Here is an 18443-nt window from a genome sequence, read left to right as displayed (position 1 = left end):
GCTTCAGGCGAACAGTGCCCGATGGGTGTCCGTGCCGTCCTGCTGCGCGATCAGCAGCGCGAGGTAGTCGTCGCCACTCATCGGCTCGCCGAACAGCAGGCCCTGCACGTAGGTGCAATCCAGAGTCTGCAGGAACGCGAGCTGCTCCTCGGTCTCCACGCCCTCGGCCACCACGTCCATCTTCAGGCTGCGGCCCATCTCGATGATCGTCGCCACGATCGTGGCGTCGTCGGGATCCACGGCGGCATCGCGCACGAACGACTTGTCGATCTTCAGCGTGCTGATGGGGAACTGCTGCAACGCGCTCAGCGAGGAGTAGCCGGTGCCGAAGTCGTCGATGGCGAGATGCAGGCCCATGGCGTAGAGGTCGTCCAGCATGCGGATCGTGCGCTGCGTGTCTTCCATCAGCGTGGTCTCGGTGATCTCCAGCTCCAGGCAGGTGGGGGAGACACCGTGGCGGCGCACGATCTGGTCGACCCGCTGCAGGAAATTGGCCTGCCGCAGCTGCTTCAGCGAGAGGTTGACCGCTACCCGCCCGGGCAGCGGCAGCGTCTCCTGCCAGCGGCGATAGTCCGAGCAGACCCGTTCCAGCACCCACTCGCCGAGTTCCACGATCAGGTTGCTCTCCTCGGCCAGCGGGATGAACTCGGAGGGCAGGATCAGGCCCCGATCCGGCAGTTCCCAGCGCACGAGGGCCTCGGCGCCGATGACGCTGCCGTCGCGCAGGTTGTACTTCGGCTGATAGTTCAGCAGCAGCTCGTCGCGCTCGTAGGCGCGGCGCAGCCGGCTCTTCAGCATCAGCCGCTCCACCGCGGCCTCGTTCATCTCGGGCCGGTAGAAGCGGTGGCTGTTCCCGCCGGCCTTCTTCGCGTGGTACAGCGCCGCATCCGCATTGCGGATGAGGTCGATCACGTTGCCCGCGTCCTCCGGGTAGAAGGCCACGCCGATGCTGGCCGTCATGAAGACTTCGTTGGACTGCACGTGGAAGGGCTCGGCGAGGGCGGCGAGCAGGCGGCCGGCCACCTCCGAGACTTCTCCCTCGGCGTGCTCCTCGTCGCGGATGTGCTCCAGGACGACGGCGAACTCGTCGCCTGCGAGCCGTCCGATCACGGTCTTCTCGGGCAGCTCGCGGATCAGCCGCTCGGTCATCGTCTCCAGTGTGGTATCGCCGGCCAGGTGGCCGAAGGTGTCGTTGATGTCCTTGAAGTGATCGGCGTCGATGTAGAGCAGCGCCAGACAGCGGCGCTCGCGGCGTGCCCTGGCGATGGCCCGCTGCAGCAAGTGCTGGAACTGCATGCGATTCGGCACCTTGGTCAGGGCGTCGATGCGGGCGAGATAGCGGATGCGTTGCTCGGCACGCTTGCGCTCGGTGATGTTCTGCACGGCGAAGATGCGCCCGTCCGCCCCGCTGTCGTCGCCGCGCAGCGCCGAGCCGGTCCAGGACACCGGCACGTGCTGCCCGCCGCGGGTGACGAGCACCGATTCGCTCGGCGCGCCGCCTTCCGGCTCGGAACGGAATTTGCGCCGGTACTCCGGCGCCACCAGGTCGGTGACCGGCAGGCCCACGAGTTCCTCCGAGCGGTAGCCGAGCAGGCGGCCGATGGCCGTGTTCACCCGCGCGATCCGGCCGTCGGGATCGCAGACGATCACGCCGTCGTTCATGCTGTTCAGGATGCGGTCGAGATAGTCGCGGGAGATGGTGGTGTCGCGCAGCGTCTCCCGCATGTCGTTGAACGCCGTTGCGAGGTCGCCGAGTTCATCGGTCCGCTCCACCGCCATGCGTTCGCCGTAGTGGCCGCTGCTGACGTCCCGGGCCTGGCGGATCAGGTCCTGGATCGGCAGCACGAGCCGCCGCGCCGTGAACCACGCGACCGCGGCGCAGGCCAGCAGTATCAGCAGGGTGAATGCGAGCAGCCGGGCGAAAGCGCGGTTGCGGTGTTCCCGGGTGACCGATTCCAGCCGCTCGCGGAATCCCGCGATGCCCTCGACCACCTCGGTCTGGGCGAACTCGGCCTGCAGCTCGCCGATGGTCTCGCCGTCCGCGCGGATGGGCCGCACGGCGACGACCGTGTCTTCTCCCCAGTACGGTGCGCCCAGCGCCAGCACGGCGGCATCCGGTGCGATGGGCGCGCCGGCGCTGACCACCGGGCGGTTCTCGGAATCCACGATCGCGAGGCCGCGCAGCATGTCCAGATCCGCCAGCGCTTCGTCGAGCACCGCCTGCACGGCGGTCTCGTCGCCGCCGGCGAGCGGCGCGTCCACTTCGCGCTCCAGTGCCGCGACCGATTCGAGCACACGGGCCTCGAACTGGCGGGTCAGCAGCTCCTCTTTCTGCGCGACGCCTGCCTCGCTGAGTTCGCCGGCGAGGTGGGTGTAGTTGACCACGAGGAGGCCGGCCACCGTGCATACGATGGCCACCGACAGCGCAATTGCCGTCGCCACATATTTTGGTAGCAGTTTCCGCCACATAGCGGAGCCGGTGGCCGTCAGGCCGACCCGGACCTCGCGGTCCTGCTCGCCGCGGTATGCCCGCGATGACCCGTGACGGGCTCCAGCATGGCCACTCCTCCGTTTTTCTTTATTGTTCTTCTTCGGGAAGTTTTTCGCTACTCCCTCGCGCCCAGAGTCTACCCCAGCCGGGGCGCGAGCGGCGAGTGTCACGGCCCGCCCCGGCGTCCGTAGCCCGAATGCGGCTTCAGTCCGGTGCGGGCCGCCCGCCGCGTGTAGAATGGCGCCATCCGCGGGGAGGTTGCGTGGCAGGAGCGGCCTGGACGGACTGGGGATGGAGAAGAAGTGCGCACTGATCGTTGACGATTCGCACTCGGCGCGGGTGGTGCTGCGTCGTCTGCTCGAGCGCCACGACCTCGAGGTGGCCACGGCCGAATCGGCCGAAGAAGCTCTGGAATACCTCGCCGATCACCGCCCCGACGTGATCTTCATGGATCACATGATGCCGGGCATGGACGGCTTCGAGGCGGTGCGGGCGATCAAGGACAACCCCGACACCGCCACCATCCCGATCATGATGTACACCTCCCAGGAGGGCGAACTGTACGTGGGTCAGGCGCGCGCCCTCGGCGCGGTGGGCGTGCTGCCGAAACAGGTGGCGCCGGTCGAGGTCTCGAAGGTGCTCGAGTCGCTGCGTCTCATCGAATCGAGCGCGGAGGCCGCCCCCGACGGCGGTCGGACAGGCATCGCCCGGTCCAGCGGCGACACCGTGGCCGACCTGCAGGCGCTCTCGGGGCTGGACGTCGGCCTGCGGGAGATGATCCAGGACCTGTTCGAACAGCAGCGCTCGATCATCCGCCGAGACCTCATCGACAGCTACGAGTCCATCGCCGCACGGGTGGCCGACGAGATCGGCAGCCGCCGGGACCCCGGCGGCGACGAGGCGGCCGCGTCCGGCGGCACGCTGCCCCGGGTGGCGCTCGCGGCCGTGGCCGTGCTGACGGTGGCGGCGCTCGCGTTCGGCTGGCTCTACATCAAGGCCGAGCGCCAGTGGCAGGCGGAGCGAGAGCGCTCCGAACAGCTGCTGGAGCAGCTCCGCAACCGCCAGGCCCTCGTGGCCGATGGCACCGTGGCCATCGAGGAGCGCATGAGCCAGACCCGCGCCGGCTATGCCAGCGCCCTGGATCAGGCGCTGGAGGCGGTGCAGTGGGCGGTGAACCAGAATGGCCGCTACGCCTGGACGGAACTCGCCTTCGGCGAAGAGCAGCGCCTGGTGCTGGAGGAGCTGCTGGATCGGCTGGACGCCATGGGATTCGTCGGCCGGGTCCGCGTCGTCTCCCACGTGGGCGACTTCTGCCTGCTGGAGACTGGCGGCGACGACTACGAGGTGGCGCCGGCGGATCTGCCGCTGACCGGCTGCGACCGGCTGGGCCTGTCGGCCGAGGAGGCCGTCACCCGCGGCTTGCGCCAGTCGGTGGCGTTCGCCAACTTCCTCGGCACCGTCGACACCCGTTACGACGGCCGCATCCGGGTCGAGACCGGCACCGCCGGCAACACCGAGCCGGTGCTGGCCTATCCGCCGGTGACCGATGCGCTGCGCGCGGGAGAGTGGAACCGGGTGGCTGCGGTGAACAACCGCATCCGGGTGGAGATACTGCCGGACTGACCGGCGCTCAGCCGGTGCCGGTCAGGGCTTCGTCGTCGTCCTGCTGCGCCCGCTTCTCGACGAAGGTCTCCGGCTCCCGCGGCCCGGTCGTGCGGATGGCGCCGTCCACCACGGCCCCTTCGGCGACCGCGATCGCCTCGCCGGTGACGGTACCCTTGATCCTCGCGCTGGGCGCGATTTCCAGCCTGCCGCGGGCGATCACCTCGCCTTCGATCTCCCCGGCCAGCACGACGTTGCGGGCCTGCAGCACGCCGGTCCAGCGTCCGCCCGGCGCCACGGTGACGGTGCCGTCGAGACTGCAGTCGCCTTCCACTTCGCCGCAGATCACGAAGTCGCCCTTGCCGGAGAGCTCGCCCTGCACGCGGCAGCCTTTGCCGATCAGCGTGGCCGGGCCGCTGCTGCGGTCGAGTAGCCGGCGGAATTTCCTGTCGCTCATGTCGTCGCCCCGGGGGTGAGGATTCGGAATTATGTTAGAGCTTCCCGTCCGGGGAATTCGTGACACAGTTGGCAATTGGCCCCGAAAAAGCGGGCGCTATTCCAGGTATCCGCGCTCCAGCGTCTCGATCTCGGTGACGATACCGTCTTCGAAACGCACCCGCCGCATGAACTTGTTCGGCCCCAGGTTCCAGGTGAGCTCCCTTATCTCGACTTCCACCCAGGGCGGTGTTCCCCAGCCGTAGATGTGCCGCCGGATCACACCCGAGTCCGGCGCGCGCGTGGTCTTGCCGATGAAGACATTGCGGCGCAGGACGGTGCGTGTCTGCTCGTAATCGGGCTCTCCGCACATGTCGAGCACCTTCGTGATGTGCATACCCTCGCTCACCAGCTTGTTGCCGCAGCGAAAGGCGTGCGCCTCGGGTGCCAGCGCCAGGGCGAGCAGCACGCAGAGCCCGGCAGCGGCGCGGCGGAGCCGGCCGGTCGCGCGCAGCGATTTTCTGCCCTCTAGTCGCATCCTCCATAGTGTAGCGCGGCGTGTGGGGCCTTGCAGCGGCGGCACGGGACCGGTATCCCTGCGTCGGCACACCCACGGGGGACGCGCATGGAAACCGACCGACCGGACCATTTGGAGGGCTTGCTGCAGCGATGCTGGGGTTACCTGGAGGAGGGGGCCGGCTCCGCCCGCAGTCCGTTCCATACCGCCGTGCTGGGCACCGTCGAGGATGGCGGGCCCCGGCTGCGGACCGTGGTGCTGCGGGCCGCCGACCGGAAGGCCGGCCGGGTGCTCTGCCACACCGACGCCCGTTCGGCGAAGGTCCGGCAGATCGGGGACGATGCGCCGGTGAGCTGGCTGCTGTACGACCCGGGGCGCAAGGTCCAGCTGCGCCTCGAGGGGCGGGCCACGCTGCACGCCGACGACGCACTGGCCGACGAACGCTGGCGGGCCAGCGCCGTGGGTTCCCGCCGCTGCTACCTCGTGGAGCCGGGGCCCGGTGCCGTGCTGGAGGCCGCCGGCTCCACGTTGCCGCAAGGGCTGCGCGAGAGGCGGCCCGAGCCCGGGGAGACCGAGCCGGGGCGAGTGAACTTCGCCGTCGTGGCAGCAGACATCGAGCTCATCGATTGGCTGCATCTCACCGCCGACGGGCATCGGCGCGCGCGCTTCCGACGCGTGGGCCATGCCGGTAACGGTGGCCGGGACCCTGGCGACGACCGAGGCGCTGACCGAGGCGATGACCGAGGCGATGACCGAGGCGATGACCGAGGCGATGACCGAGGCGCCGACCGCGGTCATGATTGCGGCCGGGGCTGGGCGGGAGACTGGATCGCGCCCTGACACGCCTGTGGCCGGCTCACGGCTGGCGGCGCGTCGCGCTGTCGGTTTAGACTCTCCCGCTTGTCGCGGTATGCCGCAGCGGCCCCGTCCGGCGGACGGGGCGTCCGTCCGCGCGGAGCCAGGTCGGTGTTGGGGCTCGAGGGGGCTCGGTGGATCGAAAACTCGATAAACGGCTGGAGCGCCTTGCCGCTTCCAGCACGGCGGGTCTGCTGCGCGGCGGCCGCAAGGGCGTGGAGAAGGAGTCGCTGCGGGTGACGCCCGAAGGCTTTATCTCCCCGCTGCCTCATCCGCGCGGTCTGGGTTCGGCGCTCACCAACCGATACATCACCACGGATTTCTCCGAAGCCCTTATCGAGTTCGTCACGCCCGCGTTTCCCGCCCTGTGGGAGACCATCCAGTTCCTGTGCGACGTGCACCAGTTCGCCTATCGGCAGATCGGCGACGAGTTGCTGTGGGTCACTTCCATGCCCTGTCGGGTGGGCGACGAGGACAGCATCCCGCTGGCCGACTACGGCCCCTCGAACGTCGGCCAGATGAAGAAGGTCTACCGGCGGGGGCTCGGGCATCGCTACGGCCGGGTCATGCAGACGATCTCGGGGGTGCATTTCAACTACTCGTTGCCCCAGCATTTCTGGCACGAGTACCAGGCGCATGAAGGCGACGCCGGGCCGGCGGACGCGTTCCGCTCCGCCCACTACTTCGGCCTGCTGCGCAACTTCCGCCGCGAGGGCTGGCTGCTCCTCTACCTGTTCGGCGCCTCGCCGGCGATGTGCAAGTCGTTCCTGGCCGACGACTACCCGACCATCCCGGAGTTCGACGCGGAGACGCTGTTCGAGCCCTACGCCACGTCGCTGCGCATGAGCGACTTCGGCTACAGCAATCGCACGCAGGCGAAGCTGAACATCTCGCTGAACGACCTCTCGAGTTACGTGGCCGATCTGGACGCCGCCATCAATACGCCGGAGCCGGACTACGAACGTATCGGCCTGCTGGTGGACGGCGTGCACCGGCAGCTGAATGCGAACATCCTGCAGATCGAGAACGAGTACTACAGCCCGATCCGGCCGAAGCGCACGGCCCGTTCCGGCGAGCGGCCCGCCGCGGCCCTGTTGCGCGGCGGCGTGGAGTACGTGGAAGTGCGCGCCCTGGACCTGAACCCCTTCGATCCGGTGGGCGTCAATCAGAACGAGCTGCGGTTCGTCGAATGCTTCCTGATCTACTGTCTGCTGAAAGAGAGCCCGCTCCTGGACGACGAGGCGCTGGCGGAGGCCGGCGCCAATCAGACCGCCACGGCCCACTCGGGCCGGGATCCGGGCCTGTATCTCAAGCGCGATGGCCGCGGCGTCCTGCTGGCCGACTGGGCCGCCGATATCCTCGCCGACATGGCGCCCGTGGCGGAGATCCTCGACCGCGGTCTCGAGGGCACCCCCTACGGCGATACGCTCGCCCATCAGCGGGAGCTGGTCGACGACCCGGACCGCACACCTTCGGCCCGCCTCGTTGCCGAGCTGGTGGAGAGCGGCGCCAGCTTCTTCGAGTTCGCCCTGGAGGCGGCGCGCAGCCACAAGTCGTACTTCCGCACGCTGAAGCCGGTGAACGAGCGCCGCCAGGCGGAGTTCGAGGAAGAGGCGCGGCGATCCCGCGAGCGCCAGCGGGAGCTGGAGGCGTCCGAGACCATCAGCTTCGAGGAGCACGTCGCCCGCTACTACGCGAGCGCCGGGGGCTAGCCGGAGGGCGGACCGCCGGTCAGGGGTTGCCGGCGAACACGGCCGTGGTCACGCGTCCCTGCCAGTCGATGCCGCCCCGGTACATGCCTGCGCAGTTCTGCTCGAATACCGGCATACCCGCCCCGTCGACGGCGATGAGCCCGCCGTTGCCGCCGAGCGCGCGCAGCTTCTCGCCCACCACCCGCCGCGCCGCCGCGCCCAGCCCGGCGCCGCCGTAGCGGATCATCGCGGCCACGTCGTGTGCCGCCGCCGTGCGCAGGAAGTACTCGCCGTCGCCGGTGGTCGACACCGCGCAGACGCCGTTCTCCGCCCAGGTGCCCGCGCCGATCACCGGCGTGTCGCCGACGCGGCCCCAGCGTTTGTTGGTCAGGCCGCCAGTGGAAGTGGCCGCCGCGAGGTTGCCGCCGCGATCCAGCGCCACGGCGCCGACCGTGCCCAGGCTGAACTCCTCCGGGCGCGCCGCGCTGTCGTCCCCCGCCGCCGCGCGGGCACGTTCCCATTCGGCACGGCGCTGGGGAGTCGAGAACCAGTCCGGCTCGACCAGCGCGAGCCCCTGCTCGCGGGCGAAGTCTTCCGCTCCGGCGCCTGCCAGCAGCACGTAGGGGGTCTGCTCCAGCACGGCCCGGGCGGCGAGCACCGGGTTGCGGACACGGCGAACGCCGGCCACGCCGCCGGCCGCGAGGTTGCTGCCGTCCATGACCGATGCGTCGAGCTCGTGACCGCCCTCGTGGTTGAAGACCGCGCCGCGGCCGGCGTTGAACAGGGGGTTGTCTTCCAGCACGACGACCGCCGCGGTCACCGCGTCCATGGCGCTGCCGCCGGCGGCGAGCAGCTCGTGGCCGGCCGCGAGCGCCTCGCGCAGGGCCTCGTGATAGCGGGTTTCCCGTTCGGGCGGCAGGTCGGCGCGGCGGACGAGCCCGGCCCCACCGTGGACGGCGATTGCCGTGCGCCCGGCCTGCGTTGCGGTTCGGTTCACGCGCTCCGCCGGGCTGCGCCGAGGAAACCCGCCGTCAGCAGCAGTAACCAGAGCCCGTGACCGCCGCCACCGCCGCCCGCACTGGCCGCGGCGGCCGTGCTGCTTACCTCGATGCTGCGGCTGGCGGTGTTGTCGCCCTCGTCCGGGTCGCCCTGGGCCGCGCGGACCACCGCCTCGACAGCTCCGGTACCTTCCTGTGCCGCGTCCACCGACAGTTCGAGCGCCAGCGTGTCGCCGCCGGCGAGGGCGGCTGCCTCGCAGCGAATCCCACCCGCCGTGACGGTGCAGCCCGCGCTGCCGGACGTCGCTGCCGGCTGCAGGAAGGACGGGGTGCTTATCGTCACGACCAACCCGGTGGCGGTGCGCAGAGACGCGTTGGTCACGGTGAGGTCCAGCGTGGCGCGGGCACCGCGGGTGACCGAGGCGGGCGCCTGCAGGGCGATGCCCAGATCGGCCGCCGGATCGATACGCAATGCTGCGCTGGCCGTATTGTTGGACGGCTCGGTGTCGCTGTCCGCCCGGACTTCCGCGGCCAGATCGGCCGGGCCCGCGTCGACGGCGGCGAGCGTCAGGTTCGCCGTCGCCGAGCCGCCCGCGGCGACCGTGCCGATGGTGCACTCGGCGCCGCCCGCCGCCGCGGTGCAGAGCGTGCCGGCGTCGCGCAGGCTCACGCCGGCCGGCAGGCCGACGCTCATCGACACCAGTTCGGCCGTGGCAGTGCCCAGGTTGCTGGCGGTCAGCTCGAGGCTGACGGTGCCGCCTTCCAGCACCGTGGCCGGCGAGACGACCGCGGCAACGGTCATGTCCGCGTCGGGCAGCGCCTTCAGGCAGAACGCAGATGCAACCTGCGGCGCCATCTGCTCCAGGCTGCAGGCGGAGAATGTGGAGCTGCCGTTCAGCCGCGGTGCCATCAGGAAATTCTGCGGCGTGTTCTCGCACACCGAGCCGTCTTCCCCGTCGTGGGGCGAGCCGAAGTTGTGGCCGATCTCGTGGGCGCCGATCAGGCTGTCGGTCGTCACCGTGCGTCGGCCCTCGCTCAGCCCCGCGCCGAAGCGGGTGCTGCACAGCGCGCGGGTGTAGGCAATGCCTGCGGTGCTGTCGTCCAGGTCCCTGCCGGTGTAGAGATGTACCAGCCCGAGATTCCTCAGGTCGGGCTCGCCCGACTTGTAGTTGCCGAGCTCGGCCAGGAGCGTGGTCGGATCGGTGGAGTCGGTGAACGGATCGTTCGCCACGGAGAACACCCGGAAGTCGGTGACGTTGATCGTTACGCCCACCTGCTCAGAGAATATCCCGTCGATGTTGTTCAGCCGCGTGGCCAGCGCCGCCACCGGGTCCGGGTGGCGGGCCGCGAAGTCCGCGTCGCCGAGCACGGCGAGGTCGATCTCGCTCTCGACGGTCTTCACCAGTTCGCTCACCAGGTCGTCGAAGCCGGCCTTGGCGCTGCCCGCCGGCGAGGCGGGCCCGTCGGCGACGGCGCAGCCGAGCGCGCCCGGCGCGAGACGCATGTCCGCCAGTCGGAACATCACCGGCGCGGCGCCGGGCCCGGCCGCCGGGTTGGCGGTGTCGGCTTTGACCTCCCCATTCCCGGCGGCAAGGGAGAGCGCGGCCGCGGACTCGAGCGCATAGAGCTCGGTGCCGTCCCACATCAGGCCCGCCCAGCGGCCGTCCCCGCCGCGGGTCAGGCGCAGCCAGGAGCCCGGCTGCCCGGCGATGCGGCCGCGATAGAGCTCCACGCCGGCGTTACGCGCGGCAGGGCTGCGCCCCAGTGCCGCGGAGAGCCTGGCATTGAGGGCGAGTTCCAGGCGCCAGCTGCGACCGAAGGCGGTGAAATCCAGCGTCCCGGCTCCCGTCGGCGCCGCGTCGAAGCGCCAGCCCTGCGGTGACTCGTGGTGGGCGATGGTGACGTCGGCCGCCGCGGCGGACGGAGCGAGCGCCGGCGTCAGCGATAACAGCGAAAGCAGCCACAGGAGGGGGATCAGTCTGTGCATGGGCTTCAAGGGGATCGTCAGCCGGGGCCCGGCGTGCGTGTGGTCCGTGTCGTGACAGGCAAGGCCGGAGTTTCCCCGATATCGGGTACCGGATCGGCGATCGCGGCCTCGAATTGTGTGCTGGTTCACAATTTGTCCAAGTCGGCGACCTCCCGCGGCACAGATTACCTAAAATTCAGCAATCCGGCCCGTCGTCTTCGGCAGCCGGTCCGCCAGTTACCCGGAGGCGCGAGAGCCCTTTGAAAAAAACATTCCTGCTCGGTCTGCTGCTCGGTATCGGCGGAGCCGTCTGGCTCGCCGGCTGGTATCCGTTCGTGGATCCCGTGCGCTTCGCCTCGGAGTCCGGCGTCGCCAGGAACGGGGGCCGCACGGAGAGTTTCCGCATCCAGATTCCGGAAGACCGGGTGCTCGGCGCCGCGGCGCCCGGTAGCGTGGTCCCGTCGGTGCCGGCAGGGCTCTCCCTGCCCGAAGTCGCCGGCGACGGTGCGGTGGAGATCTACAAATTGCGCAATGCCTCCGGCAAGGTCATCGGCCTGGCGAGCCGCATCCGCGGCGGCGATGCCGCGTACACGGACTGGACGCTGATGCTCCCGGCGCGGGGTGCGCTGTTCCTCACGGCGGCCGGTTCCGAGGTCTCGCCCCATGCGATGGCGACGGCGATGGCGACGGCCGGCGTCGCGGCGGACCCGGCCGGGCAGTCGCCGACGTCGCCGACGTTCAGGATCCTCGGCGACGTGGCCGGGGGCAGCGGCGAGTTCGCCGGTTTCTTCGGCAGCTTCAGCGAGGAGTGGGAGGTTGCCGGCCGTGACGCCGAGGGCCGCCTGGTCGGCGACATCGAGATCATGACGCTCACGCAGATCGGCACACGCCCGGGGAGGGCCGCCCCATGAAATACGTGCTCTCGCTGCTGGCCGGCCTCGCCTGCGGCACGGCGCTCGTGATCCTGGTGCTCTATTACAACCCGCTGGTGCAGCAGAACCCGCGGGTGCCGCTGGCGGCTGCGCCGGACGCCTCGGTGGAGGTGTTCTACGATACCGCCACCGACACGGTGGCCCGCACGGGGCCGACCGACGGCCTGCTCGCCGCCGTACCTGCCTCGGCAGAGACGCTGTGGGAGCCTGCGCTGGCGTGGACCGAGGCAAGGGTGCTGGTGCTGCGCGATGTGGACGGGCGAGCGCTGGGCTTCGGCGTGCGCTTCGCCACGCTGGACTCCGGCACCCGGCCGCTCACCGGCGAATTACTGGCGGACAGCGTCTGGAATCTGCATCTCGCGGGCCGTGGCTCCCTGTTCGTGGACGGGCTCGACAACCTGTGGCCGCTGGCAAGGCACGTGCTCGTGCCGGCATGGCGTGCCGAGGACGGCACGTGGGAGGGCAGCTTCGACGGCGATATCACGGCAGGGCCCCGACCCAGTCGAGTGGCCGTCATGACCGGCGGCGCCGGGATATTCGCGGGTACCCGTGGCGAGGCGAGGGAATCGCTGTCGGTGGAGGCGCTGTCGCTGCGCGACGGGCGACTCGCCGCCGACGGTTCGCTGCTGGTCGCGATTACGGGCGGGTCCGGTCAGGCCGACCCGGTCAGTCCCGAATAAAGCGCACGAACTCCGCGAGCGGCGCGCGCTCCGAGCGGAGCTCATTCACCGGCGCGTCCGGGTCCCGGTAGCCCAGCGCCATCCCGCAGAAGAACATGTGCTCCTCGGGGATCTCGAACAGCTCGCCGATGGTCCGGTACCACACCGCCCATGCTTCCTGGGGGCAGGTGTCCAGGCCGTACTCACGGGCCAGCAGCATGATGCTCTGCATGAACATGCCGAGGTCCGCCCACTGGCCCTCCTGCATGCTGCGGTCGATCGTGAACAGGAGTCCGACGGGGGCGCCGAAGAAGCGGTAGTTGTGCGCGAACTGCATCAGCCGCGCCGCCTTGTCCTCACGGGGGATACCGAGCTTCTCGTACATCATCTCGCCGATGCGGAAGCGCCGCGTGCGGTAGGGCTCCTTCAGCTCCGGCGGATAGATGTTGTACTCGGTGCCCTCGCCTTTCGGCGAGTGGGGCATCTTGCGCGCTACCGCGTCCAGCAGGCGTTCCCGTGCCGCGCCGGTGAGCACGATCACGTGCCAGGGCTGCAGATTGCCGCCCGAGGGCGCACGGCTCGCCCGCTCGAGAATCTCGCGTACCGTCTCATCGGGCACGGGCTCGTCCAGGAAGGCCCGCACCGTCAGGCGCGAGTCCAGCGCTTCGGATACTTTCATCGTTCCTCGCTATCTTGGATGGCTGGTGATGATTGTCAGGGTCGATCGCCGGCGTCGACAGCCTGCAGGTCCTTCAGCAGGTCCTTCAGCGATACGCCCGGGTCGGCCAGTGCCTCCGGCGGCGGTGTGGCGTGTGCCGCGATCAGGGGCTTCGAGAGCATGAACTCCCGCGGGCTGTTCACGGCATCCACCGCCAGCAGCCGGCCCTCGGCCAGATAGAAGCACGCGAACGACCGCGCGGCAGGATCGCCCCGCATGACGGTCTGGTCGCAGCCCTCGGACAGCCCGGCGATCTGCAGCTTGAGGTCGTACTGGTCCGACCAGAACCAGGGCACATCGTTGTAGGGCGTCCGCTCCCCGCAGATGCCGGCGGCGGCGGTCCTGGCCTGTTCGAGCGCATTGTGCACCGATTCCAGCCGCAGCTGACGGCCGTAGATGCCGCTGGGGTGGCGGGTGCAGTCGCCCACCGCGTAGACGCCGTCCGCGTGGGTGCGGCAGTACTCGTCCACCAGGATGCCGTCGTCGCAGGCCAGGCCGGCATTCGCCGCCAGCTCGGTCACCGGCTCGATGCCGATGCCCACCACCACGAAGTCCGCCGCCACCCTCTCGCCGGCGGCGGTCAGCACCGCTTCCACCCGGCCGTCGCCTTCGAAGCCGGCTACCCCCTCGCCGAGGCGCAGGTGCACCCCGTGTCGGCGGTGCTCGGACTCGTAGAAGTCGGAGATCGGTGGCGAGACCACCCGGCTCATCACCCGTCCGGCGAGTTCCAGCACGGTGACGTCCAGCCCGGCGACCGCGGCGACCGCAGCCACCTCCAGCCCGATGTAGCCGGCGCCGACCACCACCAGGCGCGCCCCCGGCGCGAAGTGAGTTCGGATCGCGTCCACGTCGTCGATGGTGCGCAGGTAGTGGATGCCGGGCAGGTCGGCGCCCGGGGCCTGCAGCCTCAGCACCCGGCTCCCGGTAGCGATGACGCAGTGGTCCCAGTCGATGCTGCCGCCGTTCTCCAGCTCGGCGCGCCGCGCCGCGGTGTCGAGTGCGGCCACCCGCGTGGAGAGGCGCAGATCCACCTCCGCGTCTTCGTAGAAGCCGGGCGGCTTGAAGTACAGGCGGTTCCGCTCCAGATCGCCGGAGAGGTATTTCTTCGACAGCGGCGGGCGCTGATAGGGTACCCACGGTTCTTCGCCCGCCAGCACGATGCGGTCGTCATAGCCCTTGTGGCGCAGCGTACTCACCAGCTGGCCGGCGGCATGGCCGGCACCGATGACGAGGACCGTCTCACTCATCCCGCTATCCCCCGGCGCCGCTCACATGGCGCTGATGCCGCCATCCACCTTCAGCTCGGCGCCGGTCACGAACTTCGATTCGTCGGAGGCGAGATAGAGCACGGCGTAGGCGACGTCGTCCGGGTCGCCGATGCGCCCCAGCGGAATCTGACGGGTGAGTTTGTCCAGCCCCTTCTGCCGGCCCACCGCATCGAGCATGCCGGTCAGGATCGGCGTGTCGATAAACACGGGGTGCACGGAGTTGCAGCGGATGCCGTTGCCGCTGCGCGCACAGTGCAGCGCGACGGATTTCGACAGATGTCGAACCGCCGCCTTGGCCGAGTTGTAGGCCGCCATGTTGTGGCCGGCGATGATGCCGGAGATGGAGGAGATGTTGACGATGCTGCCGCCGCCGGAGGCCGCGATCTTCGGGATCGAGTACTTGCAGCCGAAGAATACGGAGTCGAGATCCACGGCGTGCACGTGGCGCCAGTTCTCCCAGGTCTCGTCCTCCACGCTGGACATCGAACCGATGCCGGCGTTGTTGACCAGGATGTTGAGGCCGCCGAACCGGTCCACCGTCTCGGCGATCACTGCCTGCCAGCGCGCCCCGTCGGTAACGTCGTGTTCCAGCGCCAGCGCCGCGCCCTCGCGCTCGTCGTTGATGGCCTGTGCCTGCTCTTCGGCACCGGCGAAGTTGATGTCGGTCAGCGCGACGCGCGCTCCCTCCCGTGCCAGCATCCGCGCGATGGCTGCGCCCAGACCCTGCGCGGCGCCTGTCACCAGCGCCACCTTGTTGTCGACTCTGCCCACGGTGCCTCCTCGCTTGCGTTGCTGCGGCCGGCGGCGCCCCCGCCCGCCGCGGCGCTCCCCGGCACGGTATTCTAAGGGCCGCGGCCGGCGCCGCCTAATCCGTCTCCGTCACCGCCTGCTAGACTCGCCCGTTGCCAGGAGGGGTCAGTGACGGGAGGCCGTGATGGTAGAGATGATTAAAGCGATACGCATCGAGGAGTTCGGTGGGCCGGAGGTCCTGCAGTGGCGGGACGTCGAGGTCGGCGAGCCCGGTCCCGGCGAGGTGCGGCTGCGCCATACCGCCGTCGGCCTCAACTTCATCGATACCTATCACCGCTCCGGCCTCTATCCGCTGGAACTGCCCAGCGGCCTCGGCAGCGAGGCCGCGGGTGTCGTGGAGGCGCTGGGCGCCGGCGTCGACGACCTCGAGGTCGGCCAGCGGGTGGTCTACACGGGCCGGCCGCCGGACGCCTATTCCGAGGCGCGCCTGATCGCCGCCGACCTGCTGGTGCCGCTGCCGGACGCCGTGGGCGACGAGACGGCGGCGGCCGCCATGCTGAAGGGCCTCACGGCCTGGTATCTCCTGAAGCGCAGCTACCCCGTGCGCCCGGGCGACACCGTGCTGCTGCATGCGGCGGCGGGCGGCGTGGGCCTGATCGCCGTGCAGTGGGCGAAACACCTGGGCGCCACCGTCATCGGCACGGTGAGCACCGAGGCCAAGGCGGAGCTGGCACGCGCGCACGGCTGCGACCACATCGTGATGGCGGACAGCGAGGATCTGGCCGGCGAGGTGCGGCGTCTGACCGGCGGCGAGGGTGTGGCGGCGGTCTACGACTCGGTGGGCCGGGATACGTTCTACGCCTCGCTGGACAGCCTGCGGCCCCACGGCGTGATGGTGTCTTTCGGCAATGCCTCGGGACCGGTGGAGCCCTTCGCGCCGCTGGAACTGGCGAAGCGGGGCTCGCTGTACGTGACCCGGCCCGTGCTGTTCGACTTCATCTCCACGCGGGAGGCGCTGCTCGGCGCGGCGGGCGAGCTGTTCGAGGTGATCGGCAGCGGCGCCGTGAAGATCGAGGTAAACCAGCGCTATCCGCTGGCCGAGGCCGCCGAGGCTCACCGGGATCTCGAGGCGCGGCGGACCACGGGCTCCACCGTGTTGCTGCCGTGAGGGTCAAACGGGCCTGAGCGGCCAGATGAGCGGCAGCACGACCATGACCACGGCGAACACCACCAGCGTGAGCGGCACGCCCACCCGCAGGTAGTCGGCGAAACGGTAGCCGCCCGGGCCCATCACCAGGATGTTGGCCGGGTGGGAGATGGGGCTCATGAAGCTCGCCGCCGCCGCGACGGCCATCGCCATCATCGCGGTCTCCGGCGCGAGGCCCATGTCCGCCATCGCCGACAATACGATCGGCGCCATGATCACCACCAGCACCGCGGGCGGGATCACCACTGTCGATATCGCGGTCATGGCATAGAGCGAGAAGATCACGGCCCAGGGTCCGGCTTCGCCGGCGACCGAGAGTACCTGGCCGGCGATCCAGGCGGCCGCGCCGGTGTCCTGCATCGCGGTGCCCAGCGGCAGCATGCCGGCGATGAGGAAGATGGCGCGCCACTCGATGGCGCGATAGGCCTGCTCCATGCTGAGACAGCCGGTCAGCACCATCAGCGTGGCGCCGAATACGGCGGCCACCTGGATGGGCAGCCAGCCGACCAGCACGCTGGTGACCACGCCCAGCATGATGCCGGCGGCCACCGGCGCGCGGCGGGTATCCGGCGGCGCCTTGCCGAGAGGGGTCAGCACCAGGAAGTCCGGGTCCCGCTCCAGGAGTTCCAGCTTCTCCCGCGGCCCCACCAGCAGCAGCGCGTCGCCGAGGGCCAGCCGCACGTCGCGGAGATCCTCCTCGACCGGCGCGCCGTTGCGCCAGATGCCGACCAGCTCCAGGCCGTAGCGCTCGCGGAAGTTCAGCTCCGCCACGCTTTTGCCCACCAGCGAGCTGCGCGGATCCAGGGTGGCGTCCTGCATGGCCAGGCGCCGGGACTCGAAGCTGGAGAGCTTCATCGACGGCTTCGAGTCGAGGTCCAGCCCCTGCAGCGCCCGCAGCACGTCCAGGTCGCCGGGCTCCCCCTGGATCAGCAGCAGGTCGCTGCCCGCCAGTTCCGTGTCCGGTCCGGGCAGCAGGTCGAGGTTGCCGTCGCGGAAGGTGGCGAGCACCTTGAAGTCGAACACGTCGGTGAGCCGGGTGCGGCCCAGGGTGCGTCCGGCGAGCCCGGATTCCCGCGGCACGCGGACGACGAAGAGCCGGTCGTCGGCGCCGTAGCGTTTCGTGACCTCGTCGGCGTCGAGCAGGCTCACCTCGGCGAAGTCGCTGACCTCGTGCAGGTTCTCGACGGTCTCCTTGCGCCCCTGCAGCAGCAGCCGGTCGCCGGCGCGCAGCGGCACGTAGGCGAGGTTGGTGCGCCGCGGCGACTGGTCCCGGCGCTGGACGGCCAGCAGGTCCGCACCGAAGCGCTGGCGGAAGCCGATGTGTGCCACCAGGTCGCCGACCAGGGGAGAGGAGTCCGCCACCACCACCTCCGCGCGGGCGAGCTGTTCGGCGACCATGGACTGCAGCACCGGCGCCTCGCGCTCGATCACCAGGTCGCTCAGGCGGCGCAGCTCGCTGAAGCGATCCAGCTGACCCTGCACCAGCAGCTCGTCGCCGGCGCGCAGTGTGGTCTGGCGGTTCGGTAAAGTTTCGCTGCGGCCGAAGCGCTGCAGCGCGAGCACCACCAGGTCGGCGGCCGAGGTGATGCGGCTCTCGCCGAGAGTCTTGCCGACCAGCATCGAGTCCTGGGGGATGCGCAGCGTGAAGGTGCGCTCGGCCAGCTTGTACTGGGATCGCAGCGCCCGCTGGCTGCGGCCGCGGTCGCGTTTCTGCGTCTTGCGTTTCGGCAGGAACAGGCGACCCACGAGGGCGACGAACAGCGTGCCGGCGAGCATTACGACGACGCCGACGGGGGTGAAGTCGAACAGACCGAAGGGTTCGTAACCGCCGCCGGCCATGGCGTTGCTGACCAGCAGGTTCGGCGGCGTGCCGATCATGGTCATCAGGCCGCCGAGCAGGCTCGCATAGGCCAGCGGCATCAGCAGCCGGGACGGCGACACGCGCGTGCGCCGGGCGATGTCGACCACCACCGGCAGCATGAGCGCGGCAACGCCGATGTTGTTCATGAACGCAGAGAGGAAGCCGGCGGTGAGCATGATCACCACGATCATCGCCACTTCCCGCCGACCGGCCAGGCGCATGACCTGGCGGCCGATGACGTTGGCGATGCCCGTGCGCGTCAGCCCGTCGGAAAGGATGAACATGGCCCACACGGTGATCACCGCCGTGTTGGAGAAGCCGCTGAAGACCTCGTCGGGAGAGACCAGCCCGGTGATCGCCAGCGTGCCCAGGACGAGCAGCGCCACCACGTCCATGCGGATCCACTCGCCGATGAACAGGACGAGGGCCGCGGCCAGGATGGCGAGGACCAGGGCGATCTCGAAGGTCATGTGCTCGGGTCCGACCTCCCTGT

Annotated in this window: 15 protein-coding genes; 6 read left to right on the top strand and 9 right to left on the bottom strand. The window is 69.9% G+C overall.

Features of this window, described 5'->3' with window-relative positions; all coding sequences use genetic code 11:
* Positions 1-3: 3 nt before the first annotated feature.
* On the bottom strand, positions 4-2442 hold the full coding sequence (locus ACJMKZ_RS07970; protein ID WP_405232657.1) for a putative bifunctional diguanylate cyclase/phosphodiesterase: 2439 nt from the start codon (positions 2440-2442) through the stop codon (positions 4-6).
* 340 nt (positions 2443-2782) lie between these two features.
* Between ACJMKZ_RS07970 and ACJMKZ_RS07965 the strand changes: the two genes are divergently transcribed.
* Positions 2783-4114, top strand: a complete 1332-nt coding sequence (locus tag ACJMKZ_RS07965; protein WP_405232656.1) for a response regulator — start codon at positions 2783-2785, stop codon at positions 4112-4114.
* Between the two features lie 7 nt (positions 4115-4121).
* Here ACJMKZ_RS07965 and ACJMKZ_RS07960 read toward each other — a convergent pair whose 3' ends face one another.
* Together ACJMKZ_RS07960 and ACJMKZ_RS07955 are read right to left on the bottom strand one after the other, a co-directional pair.
* Positions 4122-4550, bottom strand: a complete 429-nt coding sequence (locus tag ACJMKZ_RS07960; protein ID WP_405232655.1) for a bactofilin family protein — start codon at positions 4548-4550, stop codon at positions 4122-4124.
* A gap of 96 nt (positions 4551-4646) precedes the next feature.
* Positions 4647-5066, bottom strand: a complete 420-nt coding sequence (locus tag ACJMKZ_RS07955; protein ID WP_405232654.1) for a DUF2845 domain-containing protein — start codon at positions 5064-5066, stop codon at positions 4647-4649.
* Between the two features lie 87 nt (positions 5067-5153).
* Here ACJMKZ_RS07955 and ACJMKZ_RS07950 point away from each other — a divergent pair, with 87 nt between their 5' ends.
* On the top strand, positions 5154-5885 hold the full coding sequence (locus ACJMKZ_RS07950) for a pyridoxamine 5'-phosphate oxidase family protein (protein ID WP_405232653.1): 732 nt from the start codon (positions 5154-5156) through the stop codon (positions 5883-5885).
* A gap of 149 nt (positions 5886-6034) precedes the next feature.
* Positions 6035-7612: a glutamate--cysteine ligase gene (gene gshA / locus ACJMKZ_RS07945; protein WP_405232652.1), complete on the top strand. Its 1578-nt coding sequence runs from the start codon at positions 6035-6037 to the stop codon at positions 7610-7612.
* Positions 7613-7631: 19 nt separating this feature from the next.
* Here gshA and ACJMKZ_RS07940 read toward each other — a convergent pair whose 3' ends face one another.
* Both ACJMKZ_RS07940 and ACJMKZ_RS07935 read right to left on the bottom strand, forming a co-directional pair.
* Positions 7632-8588 (bottom strand): isoaspartyl peptidase/L-asparaginase family protein, encoded by a 957-nt coding sequence (locus tag ACJMKZ_RS07940; RefSeq protein WP_405232651.1) that lies wholly within the window; start codon positions 8586-8588, stop codon positions 7632-7634.
* The gene (locus ACJMKZ_RS07935) at positions 8585-10576 is read right to left on the bottom strand and encodes a zinc-dependent metalloprotease family protein (protein ID WP_405232650.1); all 1992 of its coding nucleotides are present in this window, start codon (positions 10574-10576) and stop codon (positions 8585-8587) included. The genes ACJMKZ_RS07940 and ACJMKZ_RS07935 overlap by 4 nt, the downstream gene beginning before the upstream one ends.
* Before the next feature lie 239 nt (positions 10577-10815).
* On the opposite strand from ACJMKZ_RS07935, the gene ACJMKZ_RS07930 reads away from it, so the two are divergent.
* A complete protein-coding gene (locus ACJMKZ_RS07930) occupies positions 10816-11466 on the top strand; it encodes a hypothetical protein (RefSeq protein WP_405232649.1) in 651 nt (216 codons plus the stop codon).
* On the top strand, positions 11463-12167 hold the full coding sequence (locus ACJMKZ_RS07925; protein ID WP_405232648.1) for a hypothetical protein: 705 nt from the start codon (positions 11463-11465) through the stop codon (positions 12165-12167). Before ACJMKZ_RS07930 ends, ACJMKZ_RS07925 begins: the two co-directional genes overlap by 4 nt.
* On the opposite strand, the gene ACJMKZ_RS07920 is transcribed toward ACJMKZ_RS07925, so the two are convergent.
* From ACJMKZ_RS07920 to ACJMKZ_RS07910, 3 genes are read right to left on the bottom strand one after another with little or no spacing between them, the layout of a single operon-like run.
* Positions 12154-12825 carry a nitroreductase gene (locus tag ACJMKZ_RS07920; protein WP_405232647.1) on the bottom strand — a complete coding sequence of 224 codons (672 nt, stop codon included), beginning with the start codon at positions 12823-12825 and terminating at the stop codon, positions 12154-12156. The genes ACJMKZ_RS07925 and ACJMKZ_RS07920 overlap by 14 nt on opposite strands.
* Positions 12826-12860: 35 nt before the next feature.
* Positions 12861-14111: an NAD(P)/FAD-dependent oxidoreductase gene (locus tag ACJMKZ_RS07915; RefSeq protein WP_405232646.1), complete on the bottom strand. Its 1251-nt coding sequence runs from the start codon at positions 14109-14111 to the stop codon at positions 12861-12863.
* Between the two features lie 21 nt (positions 14112-14132).
* The gene (locus ACJMKZ_RS07910) at positions 14133-14903 is read right to left on the bottom strand and encodes an SDR family oxidoreductase (protein WP_405232645.1); all 771 of its coding nucleotides are present in this window, start codon (positions 14901-14903) and stop codon (positions 14133-14135) included.
* Between the two features lie 172 nt (positions 14904-15075).
* Here ACJMKZ_RS07910 and ACJMKZ_RS07905 point away from each other — a divergent pair, with 172 nt between their 5' ends.
* Positions 15076-16050 carry a quinone oxidoreductase family protein gene (locus ACJMKZ_RS07905; RefSeq protein ID WP_405233156.1) on the top strand — a complete coding sequence of 325 codons (975 nt, stop codon included), beginning with the start codon at positions 15076-15078 and terminating at the stop codon, positions 16048-16050.
* 3 nt (positions 16051-16053) lie between these two features.
* Here the strand turns inward: ACJMKZ_RS07905 and ACJMKZ_RS07900 are convergent, their stop codons facing one another.
* Positions 16054-18420, bottom strand: a complete 2367-nt coding sequence (locus tag ACJMKZ_RS07900) for an SLC13 family permease (protein ID WP_405232644.1) — start codon at positions 18418-18420, stop codon at positions 16054-16056.
* Positions 18421-18443 lie beyond the last annotated feature (23 nt).

The organism is Lentisalinibacter salinarum (assembly GCF_040706555.1).
GTDB classification, from domain to species: Bacteria; Pseudomonadota; Gammaproteobacteria; order Steroidobacterales; family Woeseiaceae; genus Lentisalinibacter; species Lentisalinibacter salinarum.
Note: the sequence above shows the minus strand (reverse complement) of the source record. Positions and strands in the feature narration are given on the sequence as shown.